Genomic DNA, 21,851 nt, shown 5'->3' on the forward strand with positions numbered 1-21,851 from the left:
TCTCAACTGTGCTCCTCGGGACTCTGGGTGGTACGGGTGTCGGGGCCGGGCAGCGGCCGGTCAGCGACGGACGGCGGCCGAACTGCCCGCCATGAGTGCCTCGACCTCGGTGAGTGTGGCCATGGAGACGTCGCCCGGGGTGGTCATGGTGAGTGCCCCGTGAGCTGTCCCGAAGGCGAGGGCCCGTTCCAGGTGCGAGGCCGTCAGCGGGTGCTCTGGCCACGGGGCGCTGCCCGCCAGGAGGCCGTGGATCAGACCGGCGGCGAAGCCGTCGCCGGAGCCGACGCGGTCCAGGACGTGCAGTCCGGGCATGTGGCGGCCGCTGACATATCCGGTTTCGGGCGACCAGGCGGCCGAGGACCAGTCGTTGACGCCCGCCGACGGTACCTCCCGCAGCGTCGTCGACAGCACCGACGCCGAGGGGGCCAGGCCGGCCGCCTGCGCCAGGGCGTCCGGTACCTGGTCGGCACGGACTCGCACCTCACCCGGACGCGCGCCGACCAGGCCGAGGGCGCCCACGACGACGTCGGCGTGGCGGGCGAGCCGGAGGTCGACCTCGCGGGCCCGGTCGGCGCCGCCGCGGTCGGCCCAGAGGCTGGGCCGGTAGTTGGGGTCGTAGGAGACGGTCACACCGTGTCGCCGGGCGGCTGCCATGGCCTCGTCGGCGACATCCACCGTGGTGTCGGACAGGCCGGCGAAGATGCCGCCGGTGTGGAACCAGCGCGGACCCGAGGAGAAGACCGCGTCCCAGTCGACGTCTCCCTTGCGCAGCTGGGACACGGCGGTGTGGGCGCGGTCGCTGACGCCGAGCGCGCCGCGGATGCCGTAGCCGCGCTCGACGAAGTTGAGGCCGTTGCGGGAGGTGCGGCCGATGCCGTCGTCGGGCACCCAGCGGATCAGGGAGGTGTCGACCCCGCCCTGGAGGATCAGGTCCTCGACGAGCCGGCCCACCGGATTGTCGGCGAGGGCGGTCACCACGGCCGTGCGCAGTCCGAAGCAGCGGCGCAGTCCGCGTACGACGTTGTACTCGCCCCCGCCCTCCCAGACCCGGAAGGTGCGGGTGGTGCTGATCCTGCCCTCGCCCGGGTCGAAGCGGAGCATCACCTCGCCCAGGGCCACCACGTCGATCACGGCGTGCTCCTTTCAACGGCCTCAGCGGTGAGCCGACGGATCTCCGCGTACTCGCCCCGCTCCAGGTGCGCGGGCGTGGCCATCCAGCTGCCGCCGACGGCGAGGACCGCCGGGTCGGTGAGGTAGGAGGGCAGCCGCGAGGCGTCGATCCCGCCGGTCGGCACGAACCGCATCCCCGGGAAGGGAGCCGCGAGCGCTCGGAGCGTCCGCAGACCACCCAGCGGCTCGGCGGGAAAGAGCTTGACGGTGTCGAGGCCGGCGCGCAGGGCGCGGATCAGCTCGGTGGCGGTGGCGACACCGGGCACCACGGGCACTCCCAGCGCCCGGCACCGCGCGACGACCTCCTCGTCGTATCCGGGGGAAACGACGAAGGCGGCTCCGGCGTCCACCGCCCGCTCCGCCTGCTCGGTGGTGACGACCGTGCCGGCGCCGACGGTCAGCCCGCCGTGGGCGGCCATCGCCTGGAGTACCTGCTCGGCGTCCGGGGTGCGGAAGGTTACCTCGGCGCACTGGGCGCCGCCCGCCGCGAGCGCATCGGCCAGCGGACCGGCCGTGGCCGGATCGGGAACGGTCAGCACCGGCAGGATCCGGGCGCCGTTCAACACGGAGTCGAAGCCGGCGGTCATCTGCCCAGCCATCCGCCGTCGACGGGCAGGACGGTTCCGTGGACGTAAGCGGCGGCGGCCGAGGCGAGGAAGACGGTGGCGCCCCCGAGGTCGTCGGCGCTGCCCCAGCGTGCGGCCGGAATGCGGTCCAGGATCGCCTTGCTGCGCACGGGGTCGTCCCGCAGCGCCTGGGTGTTGTCGGTGGCGATGTAGCCCGGCGCGATGGCGTTGACGTTGACGCCGTGCGGAGCCCACTCGTTGGCCAGGGCTTTGGTGAGACCCGCGATGCCGTGCTTGGCGGCGGTGTAGCCGGGGACGGTGATGCCGCCCTGGAAGCTGAGCAACGACGCCGTAAAAATGATCTTCCCCTGGCCGCGGGCCACCATTGCCGCGCCCACCGCCCGGGTGAGCGCGAACTGGGCGCCCAGGTTGACCTGCAGGACCAGGTCCCAGTCGTCGTCGGGGTGTTCGGCGGCAGGCGCACGCCGGATCGTCCCCGCGTTGTTGACCAGGATGTCCACCGGCCGCTCGCGTCCGGCGAGGTCCGCGCCCAAGGCCCGTACGGCGTCGGGGTCGGCGAAGTCGGTGCGGACGGCCTCGAAGCTGCGTCCCGCGGCGACGACGTCCTGCTCGACGTCGCTGGCGGACTCCTCCAGCGTGGCGCTGACGCCGATCACGTCCGCGCCGGCCTCGGCGAGTGCACGGGCCATGGCCCGGCCGATGCCCCGTCGAGCGCCGGTGACGACGGCCAGCCGCCCGGTCAGGTCGAAGGGGGTCATGCGAGGGCTCCCGTCGGGTCGTTGCCGCAGTCCACGAGGATCTTCATGACGTCGCCGCCGCCCTGCAGCGCCTCGAAGGCCAAGGGCGCCTCGGCCAGTGGGACGACCTTGCTGATCAGCCGGTCTGCGGGGATCGTCCCGTCGGCGACCAAGGCGACGGCCTTCTCGAAGTCGGCGCGATCGTACAACCGGGCACCGATCAGGGTCAGTTCGCGCCAGAAGAAGCGGTGCAGGTTCACTTCCCGGGGCCGGGGATGGATGGCGACCAGACACAACCGGCCGCGCACCCCCAGCACATCGACCGCCGTGTCCACACCGCCCGCCGCGCCGGAGACCTCAAAGGCGACGTCCGCGCCCGCGTCGCCGGTCCACTCGCCGACCAGCGCGGGCACGTCGTCGTCGGCCGGGTTCCAGGCCGTCAGCCCCAACTCCGCCGCCAGCAGCCTGCGGTGGGCGCTCAGTTCCACGACCCGGACCTCCGCGCCCGCGCCCCGCGCGACCAGCGCGATGAGGATGCCGACGGGGCCGCCGCCGACCACGACGGCCTTCTCGCCGACGCGCACCTGGGCCCGGCCGACGTCGTGCACGGCGACCGCCGTCGGCTCGACGAGGGCGGCCCGGTCCAGAGCGAGGGACTCGGGCAGCCGGACGAGCGTGGCGGCGGGCACGTTCCAGCGCTGCTGCATCGCGCCGGGGGAGTCGATGCCGATGAAATCGAGGTGCTGGCAGATGTATTGATGGCCCTTCAGACACGCCGGGCAGCTGTCGTCCCAGCGCAGGGGCATCACGGTGACCGCGTCCCCGGGCTGCCATCCCTCGACGCCCGGTCCGACGCGGACGATCCGGCCGGACATCTCGTGCCCGAGGACGGCGGGCGTGGTGACCCGGGCGTCCATGTCGCCGTGGAAGATGTGCAGGTCGGTGCCGCAGATGCCGACATATGCGGGGGCCAGCTGCACCTCGCCGGGGCCGGGCGGGGAGGGCTCGGCGGGCGCGGTGTCCAGGGTTCGGGCGGCGAGGTAGTGGACTGCGAGTGTCATCGTGTGGTCAGGGTCCCTTCAGCGCGGACGCCGATGGTCAGCAGCAGGTTGGCGTAGGTGCGGGTGTCGGCGGTGACGACGGCCAGTGCCACGTCGGGCGAGCGGGCGGCGTCGTAGAACGCGAAGCGGCCGAGCATCTCGACGGGGAGGGGCGCCAGCATCGAGCGGTACTCGGCGATGGCGGGCGGCTCCGGCTCGCCCTCGGGCGGCACCATCACGTGAGCCGACTCGACGGGCAGGGCCCGCAGTAGGACGTCGAGCACGGTGGTGACGTCCAGCAGGCCCGGTGCCAGGTTGAGATGGACGGTTCTGGTGCGCGGGCCGGTGGCCGTGCTCGCCGGATAGTGGCCGTCGGCGAGCAGGACGCGGGCGCCGTGACCGGCGCCGGCCAGGGATTGCAGGATGCCGGGGTGGAGCAGTTCGGTCAGGAGCATGACGTCCCCATCCTCAGGCGATAGAAGTCGGTCGCGGTCCCGGCGAGGACCGCTGCGGCTTCGTCGGCCGAGCAGTCGGCCAGGAGCTCCTCGACGGCGGCGGCCCACCGGTTCCAGCCGCCCGCGAGGACACAGACGGGCCAGTCGGAGCCGAACATCAGCCGGTCGGGGCCGAAGGCGGAGAGCAGGACGTCCCACACCGGGCGGATGTCGTCGAGGGACCAGGTCTCCCAGTCGGCCTCGGTGATCAGCCCGGAGACCTTGCAGCGCACCTGCGGGCAACCGGCGAGCGCGCGTACCGCCCGCTCCCAGTCGGTCAGATCGTGTCCGGCGACGGGCGGCTTCCCGGCGTGGTCAAGGACAAGCGGGAGTCCGGGGAAGCGTTGCGCGAGACGGATGGCCTGCGGGAACTGGTGGGCGCGGATGAGCAGGTCGTAGCCGAGCCCGAGTCCCTGCATCACCCCCAATCCCCGCTCGACGTCCGGTCGTTGCAGCCACTCGGGGTCCGATTCGCCCTGGACGATGTGGCGTACCGCCCGCAGGTAACGCCCGCCCGGCCCCGACCGCAGGTCGTCGAGTATGTCCCCCACCGCGGGGGAGGTGAGGTCGGCCCAGCCGACGACCGCGCCGATCAGGGGGTCTTCGGCAGCCAGGGCGAGCAGTTCCTGGGTCTCGGGAACCGAGGTGACGCACTGGACGACCACCGTGCGGGTCAGGGTCCGTCCGGCGACGGTCCGGGTCGCGGAGCTGCGCAGGTCTTCGGGGCCGAAGGTGCGGCGGATGGGCTCGTGGCCGGGTTCGTCCAGCCAGGGCTGGGGACGGTGGCCCAGGTCCCACACATGATGGTGGGAATCGACGAGTCCCGGGGTGTCAGACACGGGCGGACCAGACCGGGCCGTCGGGGTACACGTATTCCTTGATGGAGTCGGGGTGCATCTGGGCACTGAGTCCGGGGAGGGTGGGGGCGAGGTAGTGGCCGTCGGCGATGCGGACGGGGTCGATGAAGTGTTCGTGGAGGTGGTCGACGTATTCGATGACGCGGTCCTCCAGCGTTCCGGAGACGGCGATGTAGTCGAACATCGACAGGTGCTGGACCATCTCGCACAGGCCGACGCCGCCGGCGTGGGGGCAGACCGGGGTGCCGAATTTGGCGGCGAGCAGCAGGATGGCGATGTTCTCGTTGACGCCGCCGACGCGTGCGGAGTCGATCTGGACGATGTCCACCGCGCCGGCCTGGAGGAGTTGCTTGAAGACGACCCGGTTGGCGACGTGTTCGCCGGTGGCGACCTTGATGGGTGTGAGGGCCCGGCGGACGGCGGCGTGGCCGAGGATGTCGTCGGGGGAGGTGGGTTCCTCGATCCAGTACGGGTCGTAGGGGGCGAGGGCGCGCATCCAGTCGATGGCGGGCTGGACGTCCCATCTCTGGTTGGCGTCGACGGCGATGCGGATGGCGTCGCCGACGGTTTCGCGGGCGGTGCGCATGCGCCGTATGTCGTCGTCCAGGTCGGCGCCGACCTTGAGTTTGATCTGGGTGAAGCCGTCGGTGACGGCCTCGCGGGCCAGGCGGGCCAGTTTCTCGTCGGAGTAGCCGAGCCAGCCGGGGGTGGTGGTGTAGGCGGGGTAGCCGTGCTGGAGGAGGTGGGCGATGCGTTCGTTGCGGCCGGGTTCGGCGCGGCGCAGGATCTGCAGCGCGTCCGCGGGGGTGAGGGCGTCGGACAGCCAGCGGAAGTCGACCTGCGCGACCAGTTCCTCGGGGCTCATGTCGGCGAGGAAGCGCCAGACGGGCTTGCCCGCGCGTTTGGCGGCGAGGTCCCAGGCCGCGTTGACGACGGCCCCGGTGGCCATGTGGATGGCGCCCTTCTCCGGTCCCAGCCAGCGCAGTTGGGGGTCGTGGACGAGGGTGCGGGCGAAGTTGCCGAGGTCGCCGCAGACCTCCTCGACGGTCAGACCCACGACGTGGGGGGCGAGGGTGGCGATGGCGGCGGCCTGGGCGTCGTTGCCGCGTCCCGTGGTGAAGGCGAGGGCGTGGCCCTCCAGTCCGTCGGTGGCGTCGGTGCGCAGGACGACGTAGGCGGCGGAGTAGTCGGGCTCGGGGTTCATCGCGTCCGAGCCGTCCAGGTGTTCCGACGTCGGGAACCGCACGTCGAGGACGTCCAGGGCGGTGATGCGGGCAGCAGAGGACATGGCAGCAACTCCTGTGCAGGCAGGGGAGAGCACAGCCCCTGCGACGTGATGGGGGAACGGCGGAGAATCAGCGGCGGCCTCGACGGCCACAGTGTTCACTCCTGGACCTTGCCGCCCGTGATGCGTGAGATGGCCAGGGCGACCAGGATGATGAGGCCGTTCAGGGCGCCGATCCACTGGGCGGGGACTCCGGCCAGGGTGAGCACGTTCTGGATCATGAAGAGCAGGAGGATGCCGCAGAACGCCCCGAACATGGTGCCCTTGCCGCCGTTGAGGCTGATGCCGCCGATGACGGCCGCGGCGAAGACGGTGAAGATGTAGCCGTTGCCCTGCGCGGAGGCGACCGAGGCGAGCCGCCCGGAGAGCAGCAGCCCGGCGACCGCGGCGAGGACACTGCCGGCGACGATGACGATCCACAGCACCCGGTCGGTGCGGATGCCGGCCGCCCTGGCCGCGTCGACGTTGCCGCCGATGGCGTAGAGCGAGCGGCCGAAGCTGGTCCAGCCGAGCACCACGATCGCGATCGCGAACAGCGTCAGGCAGATCCAGATCGAGGCGGGCATGCCGAACCATTCGGTGGTGCCGAGGTAGAGCATCGAGGGCGGGAGCTGGAAGAAGGTCTGGCCGCCGGAGATGCCGGTGAGGATGCCGCGCAGCACGATCAGCATGCCCAGGGTGACGATGAAGCCGTTGAGGCCGAACCGGATGATCAGCAGCGAGTTGACCACGCCGACGAGCGCGCCGACGGCGAGGGTGAGGGGGACGGACCAGGCGCCGGGGAGCAGGCCGAGGCCGTGGCCGGCGCTGCCGATGGTCAGCCAGGCCGCGACACCGGGGGCGAGGCCCATGGTGGACTCCAGCGAGAGGTCCATCTTCTTGACGATCAGGATCATCGTCTGGGCGAGGACCAGCAGCGCCATCTCGGACATGGTCTGCAGGACGTTGATGAGGTTGTCCGTCTGCAGGAACACCGGGTTGACGATCTGCCCGACGACCGCGATCGCGATGATCGCCGGTACGAGGGCGAGGTCACGCAGCCGGGCCAGGGGTATCCGGCCACCGAGCAACGCGGTCCGCTTGGCCTGAGGCTCTGAGGCCTTGGGTGCGGGCGCCTCCGCGAGGGCGGATTCAGGCATGGAGGTCCACTCCTTCCATCGCGGCCACGAGCTCGTGGTCGTGCCAGCCGCGGGCTATCTCTGTCGTCACGCGGCCCTGGAACATCACCAGGACGCGGTCGCACATGCGCAGGTCGTCGAGTTCGTCGGAGGCGATGAGCACTCCGGTCCCGGTGTCCGCGGTCTCCTCGACCTTGCCGAGGAGGAACTCCTTGGAGCGCACGTCCACGCCCGCGGTGGGGTTGATCAGGATCAGCAGCCGGGGGTCGTCGGCCAGGGCGCGGGCCATGACGACCTTCTGCTGGTTGCCGCCGGAGAGGGCGGAGACGGGCAGCTCGGGTCCCGGCGTCTTGATCGCCAGGTTCTCGATCATGCCCTCGGCGAGCCGGTCCCGGCGGCTGCGGCTCAGGAACCCGTTGGGGCCGAGGCGCTTCGGCACCGACAGCGTGGCGTTGTCGGCGATCGACATGTCGGGCACGAAGCCCTGGTGGTGCCGGTCCTGCGGGACGAACCCGGCACCGGCGGCGAGCGCGGCCGGCACACTCCCGGGCCGGGGCCTCCGCCCGGCGATCTCCACGTCTCCGGACGCGGCCGCGCGCAGTCCTACGACGGTCTCGGCGACCTCCGTACGACCACTGCCCGCAGCACCCGCAAGGCCAACGATCTCCCCGGCGCACACCTGGAATGTGACGTCCTCGTAGGAGGCACCGCTCAACCCCGTCAGGGTGAGCGCCGCCGTGGTACCGGTATCGAGAGTGCTCGCCCGTTCCGAGCGCCGGTCGGCCGCCGCCTCGCCGGTCATCGACGCGACGAGCTCCGTGCGAGGCAGTTCGGCAACCGGTGCGGTCACGATGTGCCGGGCGTCGCGGAACACCGTCACCATGTCGCAGATCTCGTAGACCTCCTGCAGATGGTGGCTGATGAACAGGAAGGTCACGCCCTGGCGCTGAAGGTCGCGGATCCGGTCGAAGAGCCGGTTGATCGCAGCACCGTCGAGTTGGGCGGTCGGTTCGTCGAGGATGATGAACCGCGCCCCGAAGGACAGCGCCCGGGCGATCTCCACGAACTGGCGCTGCTCGACGTTGAGATCACCCGCCGAGGTCTGCGGGTCGACGTCGACCGACCAGGTCGCCAGCAGCTCCTGAGCCCGGCGGCGTACGCCCGGCCAGCTGATCAGTCGGTTGCCGCCGCGCTCGTGCCGGTTGAGGAAGAGGTTCTCGGCGACCGTCAGGGTCGGGATGATCGTCGACTTCTGGTAGACACAGGCGACGCGTTGGCGCCAGGCATCCCGGTCCGTAAGCCGTGGGGTGGGCTCGCCACCGAAGGTGACCGTTCCCTGGTCAGGAGCCTGAAGGCCCGTCAGGACCGACACCAGCGTCGATTTGCCGGCCCCGTTGCGGCCGACGAGCGCGTGGGTCTCGCCGGCTCGGATGGTGATCCTGGCACCGTTCAACGCCACCGTCGGACCGAATCGTTTGACTATGCCCGTCGCTTCGACGACGGGCGGGTCCACCAGGACCCGCCCACCGTCCGTCGGGGCGGATGCGGGGGTCACTGCTCGCTCCCCGTCGCTCATCTCAACCGCCTTGTGTTCGTGAGCTGTTGCATTCTGAATGAGGGATCAGCCGAGGTTGTTGCCCCACAGGGAGGTGTCGTCGCTCTTGACGCTGGGCACGCCGCCGTAGGTGCCGCCGTCGGCGGTGACGAGCGGAGCGGAGAGCTGGTCCTCGAGCAGACCCGGACGGACCTGGATGATGGTGCTGTCGTGGTCGGTCCTGCCGGGCTTGAACGTCTTCCCGTCGATCGCGGCCTTGAGGTAGTACAGGGCGTACTTGGCATAGAGGTCAGCAGGCTGCGACACCGTGGCATCGATCTTGCCCTCGGCGATGGACTTCAGCTCCTCGGGGATGCCGTCGTTGGACACGATGAAGACGTGCTTCTCGTCTTTCGGGTCGACCAGCAGGCCCTTCTGCTTGAGCACCTGGAGCGTGCCGGACAGGGCGAAGCTGGACTCCATGTAGACGCCCTTGATGTCCGGGTTGGCGGTCAGGTCGGTCTGGAGCTTCTGCGCGGCGACCGCGCCGTCCCAGTTGGTGGCCTCACCGAGCACCTTGATGTCCGGGTAGTTCTTCTTCATGCAGTCGTTGAACGCCTCGGTGCGGTCCCGGCCGTTGATGGAGTCGAGGCCGCCCTCGAGCATGACGACCTTGCCCTTGCCGTTCAGCTTCGTGCCGAGGAACTGGCAGGCCTTCTCGCCGTAGGCGCGGTTGTCGGCGCGGACGACCATGTAGACCTTGCCGCTGTCGGGGCGGGTGTCGACGGTGACGACCGGGATCTTCTTCGCCTCCAGCTGCGCCAGCGTCGGTGCGATGGCGGCGGTGTCCTGCGGAGCCATCGCGAGGCCCTTGACGCCCTGGCTGATGAACGTCTGCGCGTTGGCGGTCAGCTTGGCGACGTCGTTCTGCGAGTTGGTGGTCTTGAGGGAGAGGCCGAGCTCCTTGGCGTACTCGGGCGTGTACTTGATGTACGAGTTCCAGAAGTCGGTGTCGGAGCGCGGGTAGTCGACGCCGACCAGCGGCGTGCCCGTCGACGATGCCGAGGTGCTGGAGCCGCCGCCGCACGCGCTGAGCAGCGCCAGTGCGGACAGGGCTGAGGCGGTGGAACAGAGGACGGTTCTGAGTCTCATCGGTACTTCCTCGCGCTGGTCCCGTAGCGGGAGACGATTCGCCCCGGCGACATCTGTGCGTCGCCGCGCTGTAGAGATGGGATGTTTATAGCCATGTCTCGGGTTCACCGTCTAGTCCCTCGCTCGACCTTTGATAAAGATGCAGGTAGCGACATGCCCGGGAGTGAGGGGGTGGCGTCACGGGAGGGGAAGCATCCCATCAATCATGTCCATGTCGCGGTGAGTGTTAGCTGTATGGATCGCCGTAGACATGGCATGTCTGAGTGAGTGCAATGCGGATGAAAGGTATGATAAGCGACAAAGTGACGCCCCGTCGGATGTATTCATCCCCGTACACCCGTTGACATCTCCGGGTCACATGGCAGACCTTCATGCGTAACAACCGGCGCTCTGGGCTCCGAGAGCCGCGCCGACCCCTCTCTCCCTGCCTTTCCCCTCTCCTTCCGCATCAGGGATGTCCCATGTCGAGTTCGATCAACAGACGCCACTTCCTGGCCGGTGCCACCTTCGTGGCCGCGGCGGCCGTCGCCGGAGGACTGTTCGGCGCGGGCGGCGCTCAGGCGGCTCCCAGCACCTACACGCCCGACTGGAACTCGGTGGACCAGCACCCGCCGGCCCCGGAGTGGTTCCAGGACGCCAAGTTCGGCATCTACTTCCACTGGGGTGTCTTCAGCGTCCCCGCCTACGAGAGCGAGTGGTACCCGCGCAACATGTACGCGGGCGGCAGCAACGCCAACAAGCACCACATCGCGACCTACGGTCAGCCCTCGGCATGGCCGTACCACAACTTCATCAACGGAGCGCAGGACCTCGCGGGCAACACGGTCAAGTTCGCCCCGAAGCTGAAGTCGGCGGGCGGCAACTTCGACCCCGACGAGTGGGCCCAGCTGTTCGTCGACGCGGGCGCGAAGTTCGCCGGGCCGGTCGCCGAGCACCACGACGGCTTCTCCATGTGGGACAGCCAGGTCAACGAGTGGAACGCGGTCGACAAGGGCCCGGGCCTGAACCTGCTGCAGCTCTTCACCACGGCCATCCGCGCCAAGAACCTCAAGCTGCTCGTGGCCATGCACCACGCCTACAACTACAACGGCTTCTACCAGTACGCACCCGCCCAGACGGACCCCAGCCTCAAGAAGCTCTACGGCCAGCTGGGCGCCACGGCGGAGAACCAGCTCTGGTACGACAAGCTCAAGGAGGTCATCGACCTGGCCCAGCCCGACATCCTCTGGCAGGACTTCAAGCTGGACGCCGTCGACGAGGCACAGCGTCTGAACTTCCTCTCCTACTACTACAACCAGGCCAACAGCTGGGGCAAAGAGGTCGTCGCCACCTACAAGGACGGCATGGACGCCAAGGGCGAGGTCTTCGACTTCGAGCGCGGCGGCCCGGCGGACCTCACCGCCCCGTACTGGCTGACCGACGACAGCATCTCCAGCAGCAGCTGGTGCTACACACAGGGCATCGGCTACTACAGCACCCAGCAGATGCTGCACTCATTCATCGACCGGGTGAGCAAGAACGGCAACGTGCTGCTCAACATCGCGCCGATGGCCGACGGCACCATCCCCCAGGCGCAGAAGGACATCCTGCTCGGCATAGGGGACTACCTGCAGCGCTTCGGTGAGTCGGTGTACTCGACCCGCGCGTGGACCGCGTACGGCGAAGGCCCGACCAAGATGGGCGGCGGCACGTTCACCAACCCGACGGCCGGCACGGCACAGGACATCCGCTTCACCCGCAACAAGGCGAACAACGTCCTGTACGCCACCGTCCTGGGCTGGCCCGGCAGCTCCCTGACGATCAAGACCCTCAGCTCGGACCGGATCAACCTCTCCACGTTGACCTCGGTGAAGCTGCTCGACTCGACCGCCGGTAGCTACATCAGCCTGGCCACACCGACGCAGACCTCCACCGGCCTCACGGTGGCCCTGCCGTCCTCGGCGCCGTTCAGCGCCAACGCCTACGTGCTGAAGCTGACCTTCTCCGGCGAGATCCCCGGCCTCCGCCCCCTCGCCGGTGCCGTGGCCTACCGGGACGTGAACTACGCCGGCGTCAGTGCCGTGCTCACCGTCGGCGACTACACCGCGGACGGACTGACCGCGGCGGGACTGGGCACCCTCGCCCTCTCCTCCCTGCGGCTGGCCCCCGGCTACCAGGTCATCGGCTACTCGGGCGACAACTTCACCGGCACGTCCTGGACGTTCACCGCCGACAACTCGGACCTGCGGGTCACCGGCAACAACGACCAGATCACCTCGCTGAAGGTGCAGTTCAACCCGTCGACCTACGTCCGGATCACGAACGTCACGGACGGCCTGGCCCTGGACAGCGGCGGCAACGTCGCCTCGGGATCCAACCTCAAGCAGTGGACCTGGGACGGCAGCAACAACCTCCAGTGGCAGGCCGTGGAGGTCGGCGGCGGCTACTACAAGCTGGTCAACCGCACCAACGGCATGGTCGCCGACGGCTGGGGCGCCACCGGTAACGGCTCCGCCGCACGTCAGGCAGCCTGGAACGGCGGCACCAACCAGCAGTGGAAGATCACCCACCGGGGCGACGGCCGCTTCTCGATCGCCAACCGCACCACCGGCCTGGTCCTCGACGGCGGCGGCAACGTGGCCTCGGGCTCCATCACCAAGCAGTGGACCTACGGCAGCAGCACCAACCTGCTGTGGACCTTCACCGCTCTCTGATCCTCACACCGGCGCAACCAGCGGCTGCGGTGGTGCGATCCCCATGCACCCCGCAGTCGCCGTACGGCCATGGTCCGGAACCGTCTTCCGCGGGGGAGTCGGGCGGGGACGAACTGTTGATCCGCAGTTCGTCGGACGTGCGCTGGAGGTCATGCAGAACTCGCCACAGGACGAAGAACCGCTGGGGAGGCAACCGGACGCCACGTGTCGCGCGCTCGGACTACCGGGAACGCTTCCCGGACAGCGAATACTTCCGCGCCCTCGACGCCGCCGATGTCCCTGATCAGCACCAGGCCGTACGCCGAGTTGTGCGTACGGAAGCAGACGTAATCCAGAGCGCGCTGACCCGCCGGGTGGTCGTGGATTCGAGCGTAGCCATTCCTTTTGCGGGCCTGCGCAGCCAGTTTTTCAATGTTCGTCGTTCCCGGCGCGACGCGCATCGGCTACAACGACGGCTGGCGGCTCCAGCCGGAAGCGGACCTTCCAACGGCAGCGGCCAACGGTTCCGAGGTCCAGCTGTGGAACTACCGGTCCCGTCAGAACGGGAATTCGCGAGGTTCCCCGCGCAGCGTGATCCAGCGCAGCTCGGTGAATTCCTGCGCCGCGAAACCCGCGCCGAAGCGGCCCCAGCCGCTCTCCTTCACCCCGCCGAAGGGCATGTTCGGCTCGTCGTTGACGGGTTGGTCGTTGACGTGCACGATCCCCGCCTCGAGACGGCGGGCGATGTCCAGTCCACGATGGGCGCTGCTGGTCAGGACGCCCGCGGTGAGCCCGTAGCGGGAGGAGTTGGCGCGCTCCACCGCGTGGTCGGCGTCGTCGACCGTCTCCAGGATCACGACCGGACCGAAGGTCTCATCGAAGGCGAGTTCAGCATCCTCGGGGACGTCGGTCAGGACGGTGGGCGGGTAACACGGGGGCTCGGCCGTGCCCCCGGTCAGCAGGCGGGCGCCCATCGAGACGGCCTCCTCGACGCGGCGGTCCAGGAGGGACAGCGCCCATTTGTTGATCACCGGTCCGACCACGGTGCGTGGATCGCGAGGGTCACCGACGGGCAGCGCCGCCGCCTTCTCGGTGAACAGGCGGGTGAACTCCTCCGCGACCGGCCGCTCGACGTAGATACGGCGGGCGCACATGCACACCTGCCCCTGGTGCACGAACGCGCCGTAGATCGCGGCGTCGACCGCATAGGCCAGGTCGGCGTCGGCGAGGACGAGGAGGGGGTTCTGGCCGCTGAGCTGAAGGACGACGCGCTTGAGGTGGCGGCCGGCCGTCTCGGCGAGGCGGCGGCCGGTGGGTGTGGAGCCGGTGAAATTGACGCGGCGCACCGCGGGATGGGAAAGGAGCGCGTCCGCCATGGCGCCGGCGTCGCCGGGGGCGTGGGTGATCACGTTGAGAACGCCCGGAGGAAGCCCGGCCTCGGCGAAGATTTCCGCCCAGAGAGTGCCGCCGGTGAGGGGGGACTCCTCGGACGGCTTGAGCACGACCGTGTTGCCGAGGGCGATCGGGCCGACGATGCTGCGGCCGGACAGCACCAGGGAGGCGTTCCACGGAGCGATGGCCGCGACGACTCCGACCGGTTGACAGACGGCGAGCGCCCGGGTGCCGGGGATGTCGGAGGGCAGCACCTGTCCGACTGCGGTGTAGGGGAGTCCGGCGGCCTGGCGGAGCAGCGAGACGCTGAAGTTCAGCTGGACCGTCCCGTAGTGGCGGCCGCATCCCGTCTCCCTCGTCAGCAGGCCGATGACTTCCTCGCGACGGCGTTCGAGGATGTCAGCCGCCCGCAGCAGGATCCGCTGTCGCTCGGCCGGCGGCGCTTCGGCCCACCCGGCGAAGGCCGCCTGGGCGGCGTCCACCGCCCGGCGGGCGTCCTCGGCGTCGCCCGCGGCGACCGTCGCCATGACGGACCCTGTCCAGGGGTCGTGGTCGGGGTAGGTTCCTCCGCCCAGCGGCTCGGTCCATTCGCCGCCGATGTGGTGGCGTACCGTGACCGGGAGATCCGGTCGGGCGGCGTCCGCGGCCGTGGGGTCAGGAACGTTCACCTGGTCAAGTCTCCCTTTTCGACGACTGTGGACGGGCTCCCTGTCGCCGCAGATGGTAACCGACGGGTAGCAACTGGACATGGAACCGGTCGTTGAGCAGACTCCACAACCCGCGGGGGAGGAAGAGAGCGAAGGCGACGGCAGTCAGGCCGAGCCCGATGAGGTACCAGGCCCCCTGGTCGGCGAAGAAGTACTGCACGGCGAAGAAGAGGACGGCGCCGATGATCGGTCCCTCGAAGGTGCCGATGCCGCCGACCAGCACCATGAAGATCATGTACGCCGACCACTGCACCCCGAAGATCGACTGGGGTTGGATGAAGAGCGTGTTGGCGAGCGTCAGGGCGCCCGCGGCACCGCATCCGAAGCCGGCCAGGACGAACAGCATGAGCTTGAGCGGCCGGACCCGCACGCCGAGTGAGGCGGCGGCGTCCTCGTCGTCCCGGATCGCCTGCAGTGCCGCTCCGGTGCGGTGGCGCAGCAGAAGGAAGAGCAGGACGAGGAGGAGGACGGCGAAGCCGAGGGTGAGCCAGTAGGTGAAGGCGCGGCGCACCTCGGGGGCGTAGCCGCTCAGCCCTTGGAGGGAGATTCCGGTTCCGCCTCCGAGGCTCTGGTCGAGCATGACGCACAGGGCGATCGCCTCGGCGACGACCCAGGTGCCCACGGCGAACTGGCCGCCGCGCAGTCTCAGGACGAGCGGGGAGAGGAGCGCCGCGAGCACGGCGGAGGCGAGGGCGGCGAGGACGACGGCGAGGTACGGCTGTATGCCGCGCTGGGTGAGGTAGACCGTGCCGTAGGCGCCGAACCCGATGAACGCCTGCTGGCCGACCGAGACGAGCCCGGCGTAACCGGCCAGGGCGTTCCACATGACGGCGAGGATGAGGAAGACCAGCAGGCTGGTGAGCTGCTGGACGACGTTCGCGCCGAGCACCTGGGGAACGGCGAAGAGGGCGATCGCGACGAGGACCAGGGCACTCGAACCTATGCGGGACGCCAGGCCGGCGCGCTGGACGGACCATGCGACGGGCGGGGCGGGGGCGGCTGCTGTGGTCATGCGTGAGCTCTCCGGGTGGCGATGAACCGGCCGCGGGGGCCGGCCAGGATGACGAGGAACACCAGGTGCCCCGCGAGGATCGCGTATTGCGGGTCGATCTGGGCGCCGAGGGTCTGGGCGATGCCGAGGACGACGCCGCCGGTGAGCGTGCCCCACAGGGATCCCAGGCCGCCGATGACGACCGCTTCGAAGGCGAAGACGAGCTGGGTGGGGCCGCTGGAGGCGTCGAAGGTGGAGTGGACGGCGAGGAAGGTGCCGGCCAGGGCGGCGACCGCGACGGCGATCGCGGCGGCTCGGGCGTAGACGGACGCCGCCGGAACGCCCACGAGCGCGGCGGTGTCGGGGTCCTGGGCGGTGGCGCGCATCTCCCGGCCGAGTCCGGTGTGCTGCAGCAGGAACTGCAGTGCGCCGAGGACGGCGACGGCGACGGCGAGGATCAGCACGCCGAGGTAGGGGACGGACAGCTGGTCGGTGATCTTCCAGCTGCCGGTCGACAGCGAGCCCACGGACGGGCCCAGGGAGCGCACGTCCGGGGAGAAGAGCTGCAGCAGGACGTTCTGCAGGACGATGGCGAGTCCGAACGTCGTCAGCAGGGGGGTGAGTTCTCCGCCGCGCAGGCTGCGGGCCAGGACGGTGCGCTGGAGGACGTAGCCGAGGGCGAGCATCAGCGGGAGCACCGCGAGCAGTGCCAGGAACGGTGAGACGCCGGCCCGGTCGGAGATCCACCACACCCCGAACGCACCGAGGACGGCCAGGTCGCCGTGGGCGAGGTTGATGATGCGCATGACGCCGAACAGAAGGGACAGGCCGCAGGCGAAGAGGGCGTACAGGCCGCCGAGGAAGAGGCCTTGGACGAGGGCGTTGATCCAGCTCATGTCCGCTCCGGGGTGGGGTGGGCCGCCGGTGTGCCGACCGGGGCGGAGGCGGCGCCGGGGCGGCCGAGGCCGAAGTAGGCGTCGGTGACCTGATCGCGGGTGGTCTCGCCGACGGAGGCGTCGAGGACGACGCGGCCCTCGAGCATGCAGACCACGCGGTCGGCGACCGCCATCGCGCGGCTGAGGTCCTGCTCGACCAGGACGACGGTGGCGCCGTCGGTGATGAGGGCTGTGAGTGACTGGTAGACGGAGTCGACGGCGACCGGTGCGAGGCCGAGGGAGACCTCATCGACCAGCAGCAGTCTGGGGTTGGTCATCAGGGCGCGGCCTATGGATGTGGCCTGCTGCTGGCCGCCGGACAGGCTGCCCGCCCTTCTGCGGCGGATCGGCCGCAGGAGCGGGAAGGCGTCCAGGACGGTGTCGACGCTCCATGGCCCGGGCCTGGCGCGCCGGCCGGCGACGAGCAGGTTCTCCTCGACGGTGAGGTCGGGGAAGAGCTTGCGGCCCTCGGGAACGAGGGACAGGCCACGCGCCACGCGTCGGTGCGCGGGCAGGCCGGTGATGTCGTTCCCGTCGAAGGTGACGTTTCCCCCGGCGGCCGGATGGGCCCCGGCCACGGTGCGCAACAAGGTCGACTTTCCGGCCCCGTTGGCGCCCACCAGGGCGACGGCCTCCCCGTCGGACACCGTCAGCGACAGGTCCCGTACCGCCGGCAGGAGTCCGTGGCGGGCGTCGAGGTGGGCGACGTGCAGCAGGTCAGCCATGGCTGCCCCTTCCCAGGTAGGCGTCAACGACATGCGCGTCGCGCAGAACCGCCTCGGGCTCGCCCTCGGCGAGGACCCTTCCGGCGTCCATGCACACCAGGCGGTCGATGACCTGCACCAGTACGTGGACGATGTGCTCGATCCACACGATGCTGACGCCTAGCGTCCGCAACTGCTTGATGGTGCCGACGAGTTCGGCCGCCTCGGCGTCGGTGAGGCCGCCGCCGATCTCGTCGAGGAGCAAGACGCTCGGGTCGGTCGCCAGGGAGCGGGCGAGTTCGAGGCGTTTGCGGTGCAGCAGGCCGAGGTTCTCGGCCCGCCGGTTGGCGAGGTTGATCAGACCGCAGAGTTCCAGGACCTCTACACACCGCTGGTGGGCCGCGCGCCGCGGCAGCCGGGTGCCGTACGAGGCGCCCACCAGGACGTTCTCCAGAACGGTCATCCCGCCGAAGGGGCGCGGGATCTGGAACGCCCGCCCGATCCCCTGACGGCACCGCAACTCCGGTCGCATCGACGTGATGTCGTGGCCCTCGAGGTGGATGGTGCCCCGGTCTGGTGTGACCGATCCGGCCAGAGCGTTCAACAGGGTTGTCTTGCCGGCGCCGTTGGGGCCGACGATGCCGACCGCCTCGCCGACACCGACGCGGAAGTCGACGCCGTCCAGGACCCGCAGGTCACCGTAGTTCAGGGTCAGGCCGGCCCCTACGAGGACGGGCTCAGGCCCCTCCGTCCTCATGGGGCCGGCGGCCCGGGTGCCCACGGCGCTCATGAGGTGTAGGGGCGCAGCCGCGCGGCGACGGGCACGTTGGGGTCGCACGAGTTCTCGCACAGGACGAAGTCCAGCTTGTAGGGACTGCCCTTGGCCGCCTGCACCCATTGGCCGCCGAGGATGGGGGTGGCGACGACGTTGGCGTTGGGCCCCTTGCCCCACTGGAGCCTGCCGACCGGGGTCTGCACGTCGAGACCGGCGATGGCCTTGGCGACGGCCTTCTTGTCCCGGGGATCGGTAGCGGCCTGGAGGGCGGCCGCGGCGGCGTCGAACAGGGCGAGGCTGGGGCCGAGTTGCTGGGTCCACTGCTTGCCGGACGACTTCTGGTAGCCGTCGGCGAGGTCCTTGGAGGAGATCTTGGTGAGGGAGGAGCTGTAGGGGAAGGTCGGGGTCCAGTAGGCGCCGCCCGCGATACCGATGCCTATCGAACCGAGGGCCTCGACCTGCGAGGGGAACAGGCCCGTCTTGGCGACCTGCACGATCTTGGGCTTGTAGCCCTGCTGCGCCGCCTGCCGCCAGAAGGTGGCGAAGTCGGAGGGGATGGGGAAGGTGTTGAAGATCTCGCAGTTGTCGGACTTGAACCGGGCGATCTGCGACGAGTAGTCGTTGGTGCCGTCGGTGTAGGCGCCGGGGTCGACGATGTCGTAGCCGTCCTTGCGCAGCAGCGGCCCGAGTGCCTGGCGGATGGCGTTGCCATCGGAGTCGTTGGGCCACATGACGCCGGTCTTCCTGTTCGTCTTCACCTGCGGCCACAGATGCGTGTACGCCTGGTGGAACTGCTCGACGCCGAAGCAGAAGTGGAAGGTGTACCGGAAGGCCTGCTTCTGGGCCGGCTCGGCTCCGCGGCCGAAGTACCAGGCTTCCCAGGGGACGACGGTGGAGATGCACGGGACGCCGGCGGCCTCGCACGCGTCGGAGACCGGGTTGACCGTCTCCGGTGTCGACGTGGTGAGCATCAGATCGATGCCCTCTGCGTTGATCAGGTCGTTGGCCACCTGGGATCCGCGTTGCGGATTGGACTGGCCGTCCTTGTCGATGATCTTGACCGCGTACTTCTTGCCGCCGATGGTCAGGCCGTCGGCGAGCGCTTTGCGGGCCAGGCTGAGCACGTACGCGTCCGGCTCGCCGAAACCGGCCGCGGGGCCGGTGCGCGGGCTGACGAAACCGATCTTCAGTGTGGCCGATCCGCCGCTGTCGCCCTGGTCGCCGCTGCCGACCTTGCAGGCGGCGAGCAGCGGACTTGCCAGGGCGAGTCCGGACATACCGAGTCCCGCCGTGCGCAGAATCTGGCGTCTGCTGGGTTCGGGAGACGGTTCGGACATAGGAGACTTAGGCATGTTTGCCCTCCTGGTGAACCAAAGGTGGGGGGAACGTAGGAGCGGCCGTCACGAAAGTCAACGCGGCGTTCTAATAGCTGAAACATGCGGCGCTACCATGCGGCATGACTTCACGGACACCGTCGTCGGGATCCGACGAGCCCATGACCCCCCTGGCGGCCGAGGACGCCGAGGACCCGGCGAGGCCCCCGAAGGCGGCCGCCGCAGGGTTCTCCCAGTCCCTGGAACGCGGGCTGCTGATCCTCTCGTCGTTCAGCGAGAGCCGCCCCGTACTGGGCATTTCCGACCTGGGCCGGGCGGTCGGCCTGAACCGCAGCACCACCTACCGGTACGTGGCGACGCTCGCCAAGCTCGGCTACCTGCAGCAGGATCCGGAGTCGCGCAAGTACTCCCTCGGGCCCCGGGTCGTCGACCTCGGCTTCGCGGCGATCAACTCCATGGAGATCACCCGTGTCGCCGGACCGTTCCTGCAGGCCCTGTCGGACGAGACCGGCTACACCGTGAGCATGGCCGTGCTCGACGGCCCGGACATCGTGTACGTCGACCGGCGGCGCAGCGGCCGCGCGGGCACCTTCGCCATGGGCCTGCATCTGCACGTCGGCTCACGCCTGCCGGCGTACTGCACCTCGATGGGCAAGGTCCTGCTCGCCCACCAGGAGCCGGCCGTACTGCGCGACCTGGTGGACCGCACGGACCTCGCCCGGCGGGGACCGAAGACGATCACCGCCCGGGAGCAGCTCATGGTGGCGCTGGCCCGGGTCCGGCGCACCGGGTTCGCGCTCAACGACGAGGAACTCGCGCCCGGGCTGCGCTCCCTTGCCGCGCCGGTGCGCGACCGGTCCGGCGCCGTGGTGGCCGCGGTCAATGTCGCGGTGCACCTCACGGTGTGGAACACCTCGGTGGAATCGGTGATGTCGCGACTGGAGGCTCCCCTGCGGCGCACCACGGCGGAGATCTCCACCCGTCTCGGGCACCGGCCGCAGGCCTGACCCGAGAAGTCCAGGCGACTATGTTCGAAATACTGGAACGGTAGTCGCCGCATGTGGAACATCGGACACGCGCTTCATTGACACCGACTCCGGACGGGCGCAAACTCGCGCCGTCGCAGTTTGTGGAATTTTCTTCACCAGGCGAACAGAGTTGTTCCCTGTGCCCAGGAGGCCGCCATGCGTATCCAAGCCGCCGTGTTCGAAAAGCAGGACGGCCCGATCCAGCTCCAGGAGGCCGAGCTGGAAGAGCCGCAGGTGGGTGAGGTCCTCGTACGGATCGTGGCTACCGGCGTCTGCCACACCGACGGCCTGGCGCGTCACGGTGATCTGCCTTTCCCCGCCCCCGGGGTGCTCGGCCACGAAGGTGCCGGTGTCGTGGCGGCGGTGGGTCCGGGCGTCACATCGGTACGGGAGGGCGACCATGTCGTCATTGGCTGGCCCTGGTGCGGCGAGTGCCGCAACTGTCTCGCCGGTGAGCCCCGTTACTGCGCCCGGCTCGGCGAGCTGCTCGTCGGCGGAGTCCGGCCGGGGACCGGGGCCTCGGCCCTGCGCCGCCCGGACGGCAGCCCCGTGCACGGACACTTCTTCGGCCAGTCGTCTTTCGCCACGCACGCGCTGACCCGGGCCAACAGCCTGGTCAAGGCACCGCACGACGTCCCGCTCGACCTGCTCGGCCCCCTCGCCTGCGGGTTGTCCACCGGGGCGGGTGCCGTACTGAACACCCTGCGCCCGCAGACCGGCTCCAGCCTCGTGATCTACGGCACCGGCTCGGTGGGACTGGCCGCCGTCATGGCCGCCCGCAACAGCGGCGCCACGACGATCATCGCGGTCGACCGGCACGCCTCCCGCCTGGAACTGGCGGCCCGGCTCGGCGCCACCCACGCCGTGAACGCCACCGACACCGACCCCGTCGCCGCCGTGCACGACATCTGCGGCGGGCCCGCCGACAACGCCCTGGAGTGCACCGGCATCATCTCCGTCGTACGCCAGGCCGCCGACTCCGTCGGCATGCTCGGCACCTGCGCACTCATCGGCGGCGCCCCGGCCGGAGCCGAATTCACCCTCGACCACCTCACCACCCTGTGGGGCAAGCGGATCGTCGGAGTCCTCGGCGGTGGTGGCCGCAGCACCCCACTCATCGGCGCCCTCATCGAGTTGTACCGCCAGGGCCGCTTCCCCATGGAACGCCTCGTCACCTGGTTCGACTTCGACCAGATCGAGCAGGCGCTGGTGGCCTCGTACGCCGGAGACGTCATCAAGCCGATCGTCCGCATGCCCGCCTGAGACCCGCAGCGCCCCGGTCCGCCGTGCGACCGCAGGTCTCCTGGTCCGCCCTGACTGCTCCGTACCGAAAGTAGCC

General features: G+C 69.8%; 19 protein-coding genes. 3 read left to right on the top strand and 16 right to left on the bottom strand.

The window, feature by feature from the left end; all coding sequences use genetic code 11:
* Positions 1-60: 60 nt before the first annotated feature.
* From ABZ490_RS22335 to ABZ490_RS22380, 10 genes are all read right to left on the bottom strand, one after another.
* Positions 61-1,131 carry a sugar kinase gene (locus ABZ490_RS22335; protein ID WP_358992610.1) on the bottom strand — a complete coding sequence of 357 codons (1,071 nt, stop codon included), beginning with the start codon at positions 1,129-1,131 and terminating at the stop codon, positions 61-63.
* Positions 1,128-1,757 carry a bifunctional 4-hydroxy-2-oxoglutarate aldolase/2-dehydro-3-deoxy-phosphogluconate aldolase gene (eda, locus tag ABZ490_RS22340; RefSeq protein WP_358992612.1) on the bottom strand — a complete coding sequence of 210 codons (630 nt, stop codon included), beginning with the start codon at positions 1,755-1,757 and terminating at the stop codon, positions 1,128-1,130. The genes ABZ490_RS22335 and eda overlap by 4 nt, the downstream gene beginning before the upstream one ends.
* Positions 1,754-2,515: an SDR family NAD(P)-dependent oxidoreductase gene (locus ABZ490_RS22345; RefSeq protein ID WP_358992614.1), complete on the bottom strand. Its 762-nt coding sequence runs from the start codon at positions 2,513-2,515 to the stop codon at positions 1,754-1,756. Before ABZ490_RS22345 ends, eda begins: the two co-directional genes overlap by 4 nt.
* Positions 2,512-3,555, bottom strand: a complete 1,044-nt coding sequence (locus ABZ490_RS22350) for an alcohol dehydrogenase catalytic domain-containing protein (RefSeq protein WP_358992616.1) — start codon at positions 3,553-3,555, stop codon at positions 2,512-2,514. The genes ABZ490_RS22345 and ABZ490_RS22350 overlap by 4 nt, the downstream gene beginning before the upstream one ends.
* Positions 3,552-3,989, bottom strand: coding sequence for an RbsD/FucU domain-containing protein (locus tag ABZ490_RS22355; protein ID WP_358992618.1), 438 nt, complete (start codon positions 3,987-3,989; stop codon positions 3,552-3,554). Before ABZ490_RS22355 ends, ABZ490_RS22350 begins: the two co-directional genes overlap by 4 nt.
* Positions 3,980-4,867, bottom strand: a complete 888-nt coding sequence (locus ABZ490_RS22360) for an amidohydrolase family protein (RefSeq protein ID WP_358992620.1) — start codon at positions 4,865-4,867, stop codon at positions 3,980-3,982. The genes ABZ490_RS22355 and ABZ490_RS22360 overlap by 10 nt, the downstream gene beginning before the upstream one ends.
* On the bottom strand, positions 4,860-6,173 hold the full coding sequence (locus ABZ490_RS22365; RefSeq protein WP_358992622.1) for an L-fuconate dehydratase: 1,314 nt from the start codon (positions 6,171-6,173) through the stop codon (positions 4,860-4,862). Before ABZ490_RS22365 ends, ABZ490_RS22360 begins: the two co-directional genes overlap by 8 nt.
* Positions 6,174-6,268: 95 nt before the next feature.
* Positions 6,269-7,309 carry an ABC transporter permease gene (locus ABZ490_RS22370; protein ID WP_358992624.1) on the bottom strand — a complete coding sequence of 347 codons (1,041 nt, stop codon included), beginning with the start codon at positions 7,307-7,309 and terminating at the stop codon, positions 6,269-6,271.
* A complete protein-coding gene (locus ABZ490_RS22375; protein ID WP_358992626.1) occupies positions 7,302-8,864 on the bottom strand; it encodes a sugar ABC transporter ATP-binding protein in 1,563 nt (520 codons plus the stop codon). The genes ABZ490_RS22370 and ABZ490_RS22375 overlap by 8 nt, the downstream gene beginning before the upstream one ends.
* Before the next feature lie 45 nt (positions 8,865-8,909).
* On the bottom strand, positions 8,910-9,974 hold the full coding sequence (locus ABZ490_RS22380; RefSeq protein ID WP_358992628.1) for a sugar ABC transporter substrate-binding protein: 1,065 nt from the start codon (positions 9,972-9,974) through the stop codon (positions 8,910-8,912).
* 461 nt (positions 9,975-10,435) lie between these two features.
* Between ABZ490_RS22380 and ABZ490_RS22385 the strand changes: the two genes are divergently transcribed.
* Positions 10,436-12,667: an alpha-L-fucosidase gene (locus tag ABZ490_RS22385; RefSeq protein WP_358992630.1), complete on the top strand. Its 2,232-nt coding sequence runs from the start codon at positions 10,436-10,438 to the stop codon at positions 12,665-12,667.
* Between the two features lie 536 nt (positions 12,668-13,203).
* Here the strand turns inward: ABZ490_RS22385 and ABZ490_RS22390 are convergent.
* The 6 genes from ABZ490_RS22390 to ABZ490_RS22415 are packed head-to-tail and all read right to left on the bottom strand — an operon-like array spanning position 13,204 to position 19,502.
* A complete protein-coding gene (locus tag ABZ490_RS22390) occupies positions 13,204-14,706 on the bottom strand; it encodes an aldehyde dehydrogenase family protein (RefSeq protein ID WP_358992632.1) in 1,503 nt (500 codons plus the stop codon).
* A 4-nt stretch (positions 14,707-14,710) separates the two neighbouring features.
* Complete coding sequence (locus tag ABZ490_RS22395) at positions 14,711-15,757, bottom strand: branched-chain amino acid ABC transporter permease (protein ID WP_358992634.1); 1,047 nt, start codon at positions 15,755-15,757, stop codon at positions 14,711-14,713.
* The gene (locus ABZ490_RS22400) at positions 15,754-16,632 is read right to left on the bottom strand and encodes a branched-chain amino acid ABC transporter permease (RefSeq protein ID WP_358992637.1); all 879 of its coding nucleotides are present in this window, start codon (positions 16,630-16,632) and stop codon (positions 15,754-15,756) included. The genes ABZ490_RS22395 and ABZ490_RS22400 overlap by 4 nt, the downstream gene beginning before the upstream one ends.
* Complete coding sequence (locus tag ABZ490_RS22405; RefSeq protein ID WP_358992639.1) at positions 16,629-17,396, bottom strand: ABC transporter ATP-binding protein; 768 nt, start codon at positions 17,394-17,396, stop codon at positions 16,629-16,631. Before ABZ490_RS22405 ends, ABZ490_RS22400 begins: the two co-directional genes overlap by 4 nt.
* A complete protein-coding gene (locus ABZ490_RS22410) occupies positions 17,389-18,165 on the bottom strand; it encodes an ABC transporter ATP-binding protein (protein WP_358992641.1) in 777 nt (258 codons plus the stop codon). The genes ABZ490_RS22405 and ABZ490_RS22410 overlap by 8 nt, the downstream gene beginning before the upstream one ends.
* Positions 18,162-19,502, bottom strand: a complete 1,341-nt coding sequence (locus ABZ490_RS22415; protein ID WP_358992643.1) for an ABC transporter substrate-binding protein — start codon at positions 19,500-19,502, stop codon at positions 18,162-18,164. The genes ABZ490_RS22410 and ABZ490_RS22415 overlap by 4 nt, the downstream gene beginning before the upstream one ends.
* Positions 19,503-19,645: 143 nt before the next feature.
* Here ABZ490_RS22415 and ABZ490_RS22420 point away from each other — a divergent pair, with 143 nt between their 5' ends.
* Together ABZ490_RS22420 and ABZ490_RS22425 are read left to right on the top strand one after the other, a co-directional pair.
* A complete protein-coding gene (locus tag ABZ490_RS22420; protein WP_358992645.1) occupies positions 19,646-20,491 on the top strand; it encodes an IclR family transcriptional regulator in 846 nt (281 codons plus the stop codon).
* 177 nt (positions 20,492-20,668) lie between these two features.
* The gene (locus ABZ490_RS22425; protein ID WP_358992647.1) at positions 20,669-21,775 is read left to right on the top strand and encodes an NAD(P)-dependent alcohol dehydrogenase; all 1,107 of its coding nucleotides are present in this window, start codon (positions 20,669-20,671) and stop codon (positions 21,773-21,775) included.
* Positions 21,776-21,851 lie beyond the last annotated feature (76 nt).

The sequence above is a fragment of the Streptomyces sp. NPDC005811 genome (genome assembly GCF_040630405.1).
Classification (GTDB): domain Bacteria; phylum Actinomycetota; class Actinomycetes; order Streptomycetales; family Streptomycetaceae; genus Streptomyces.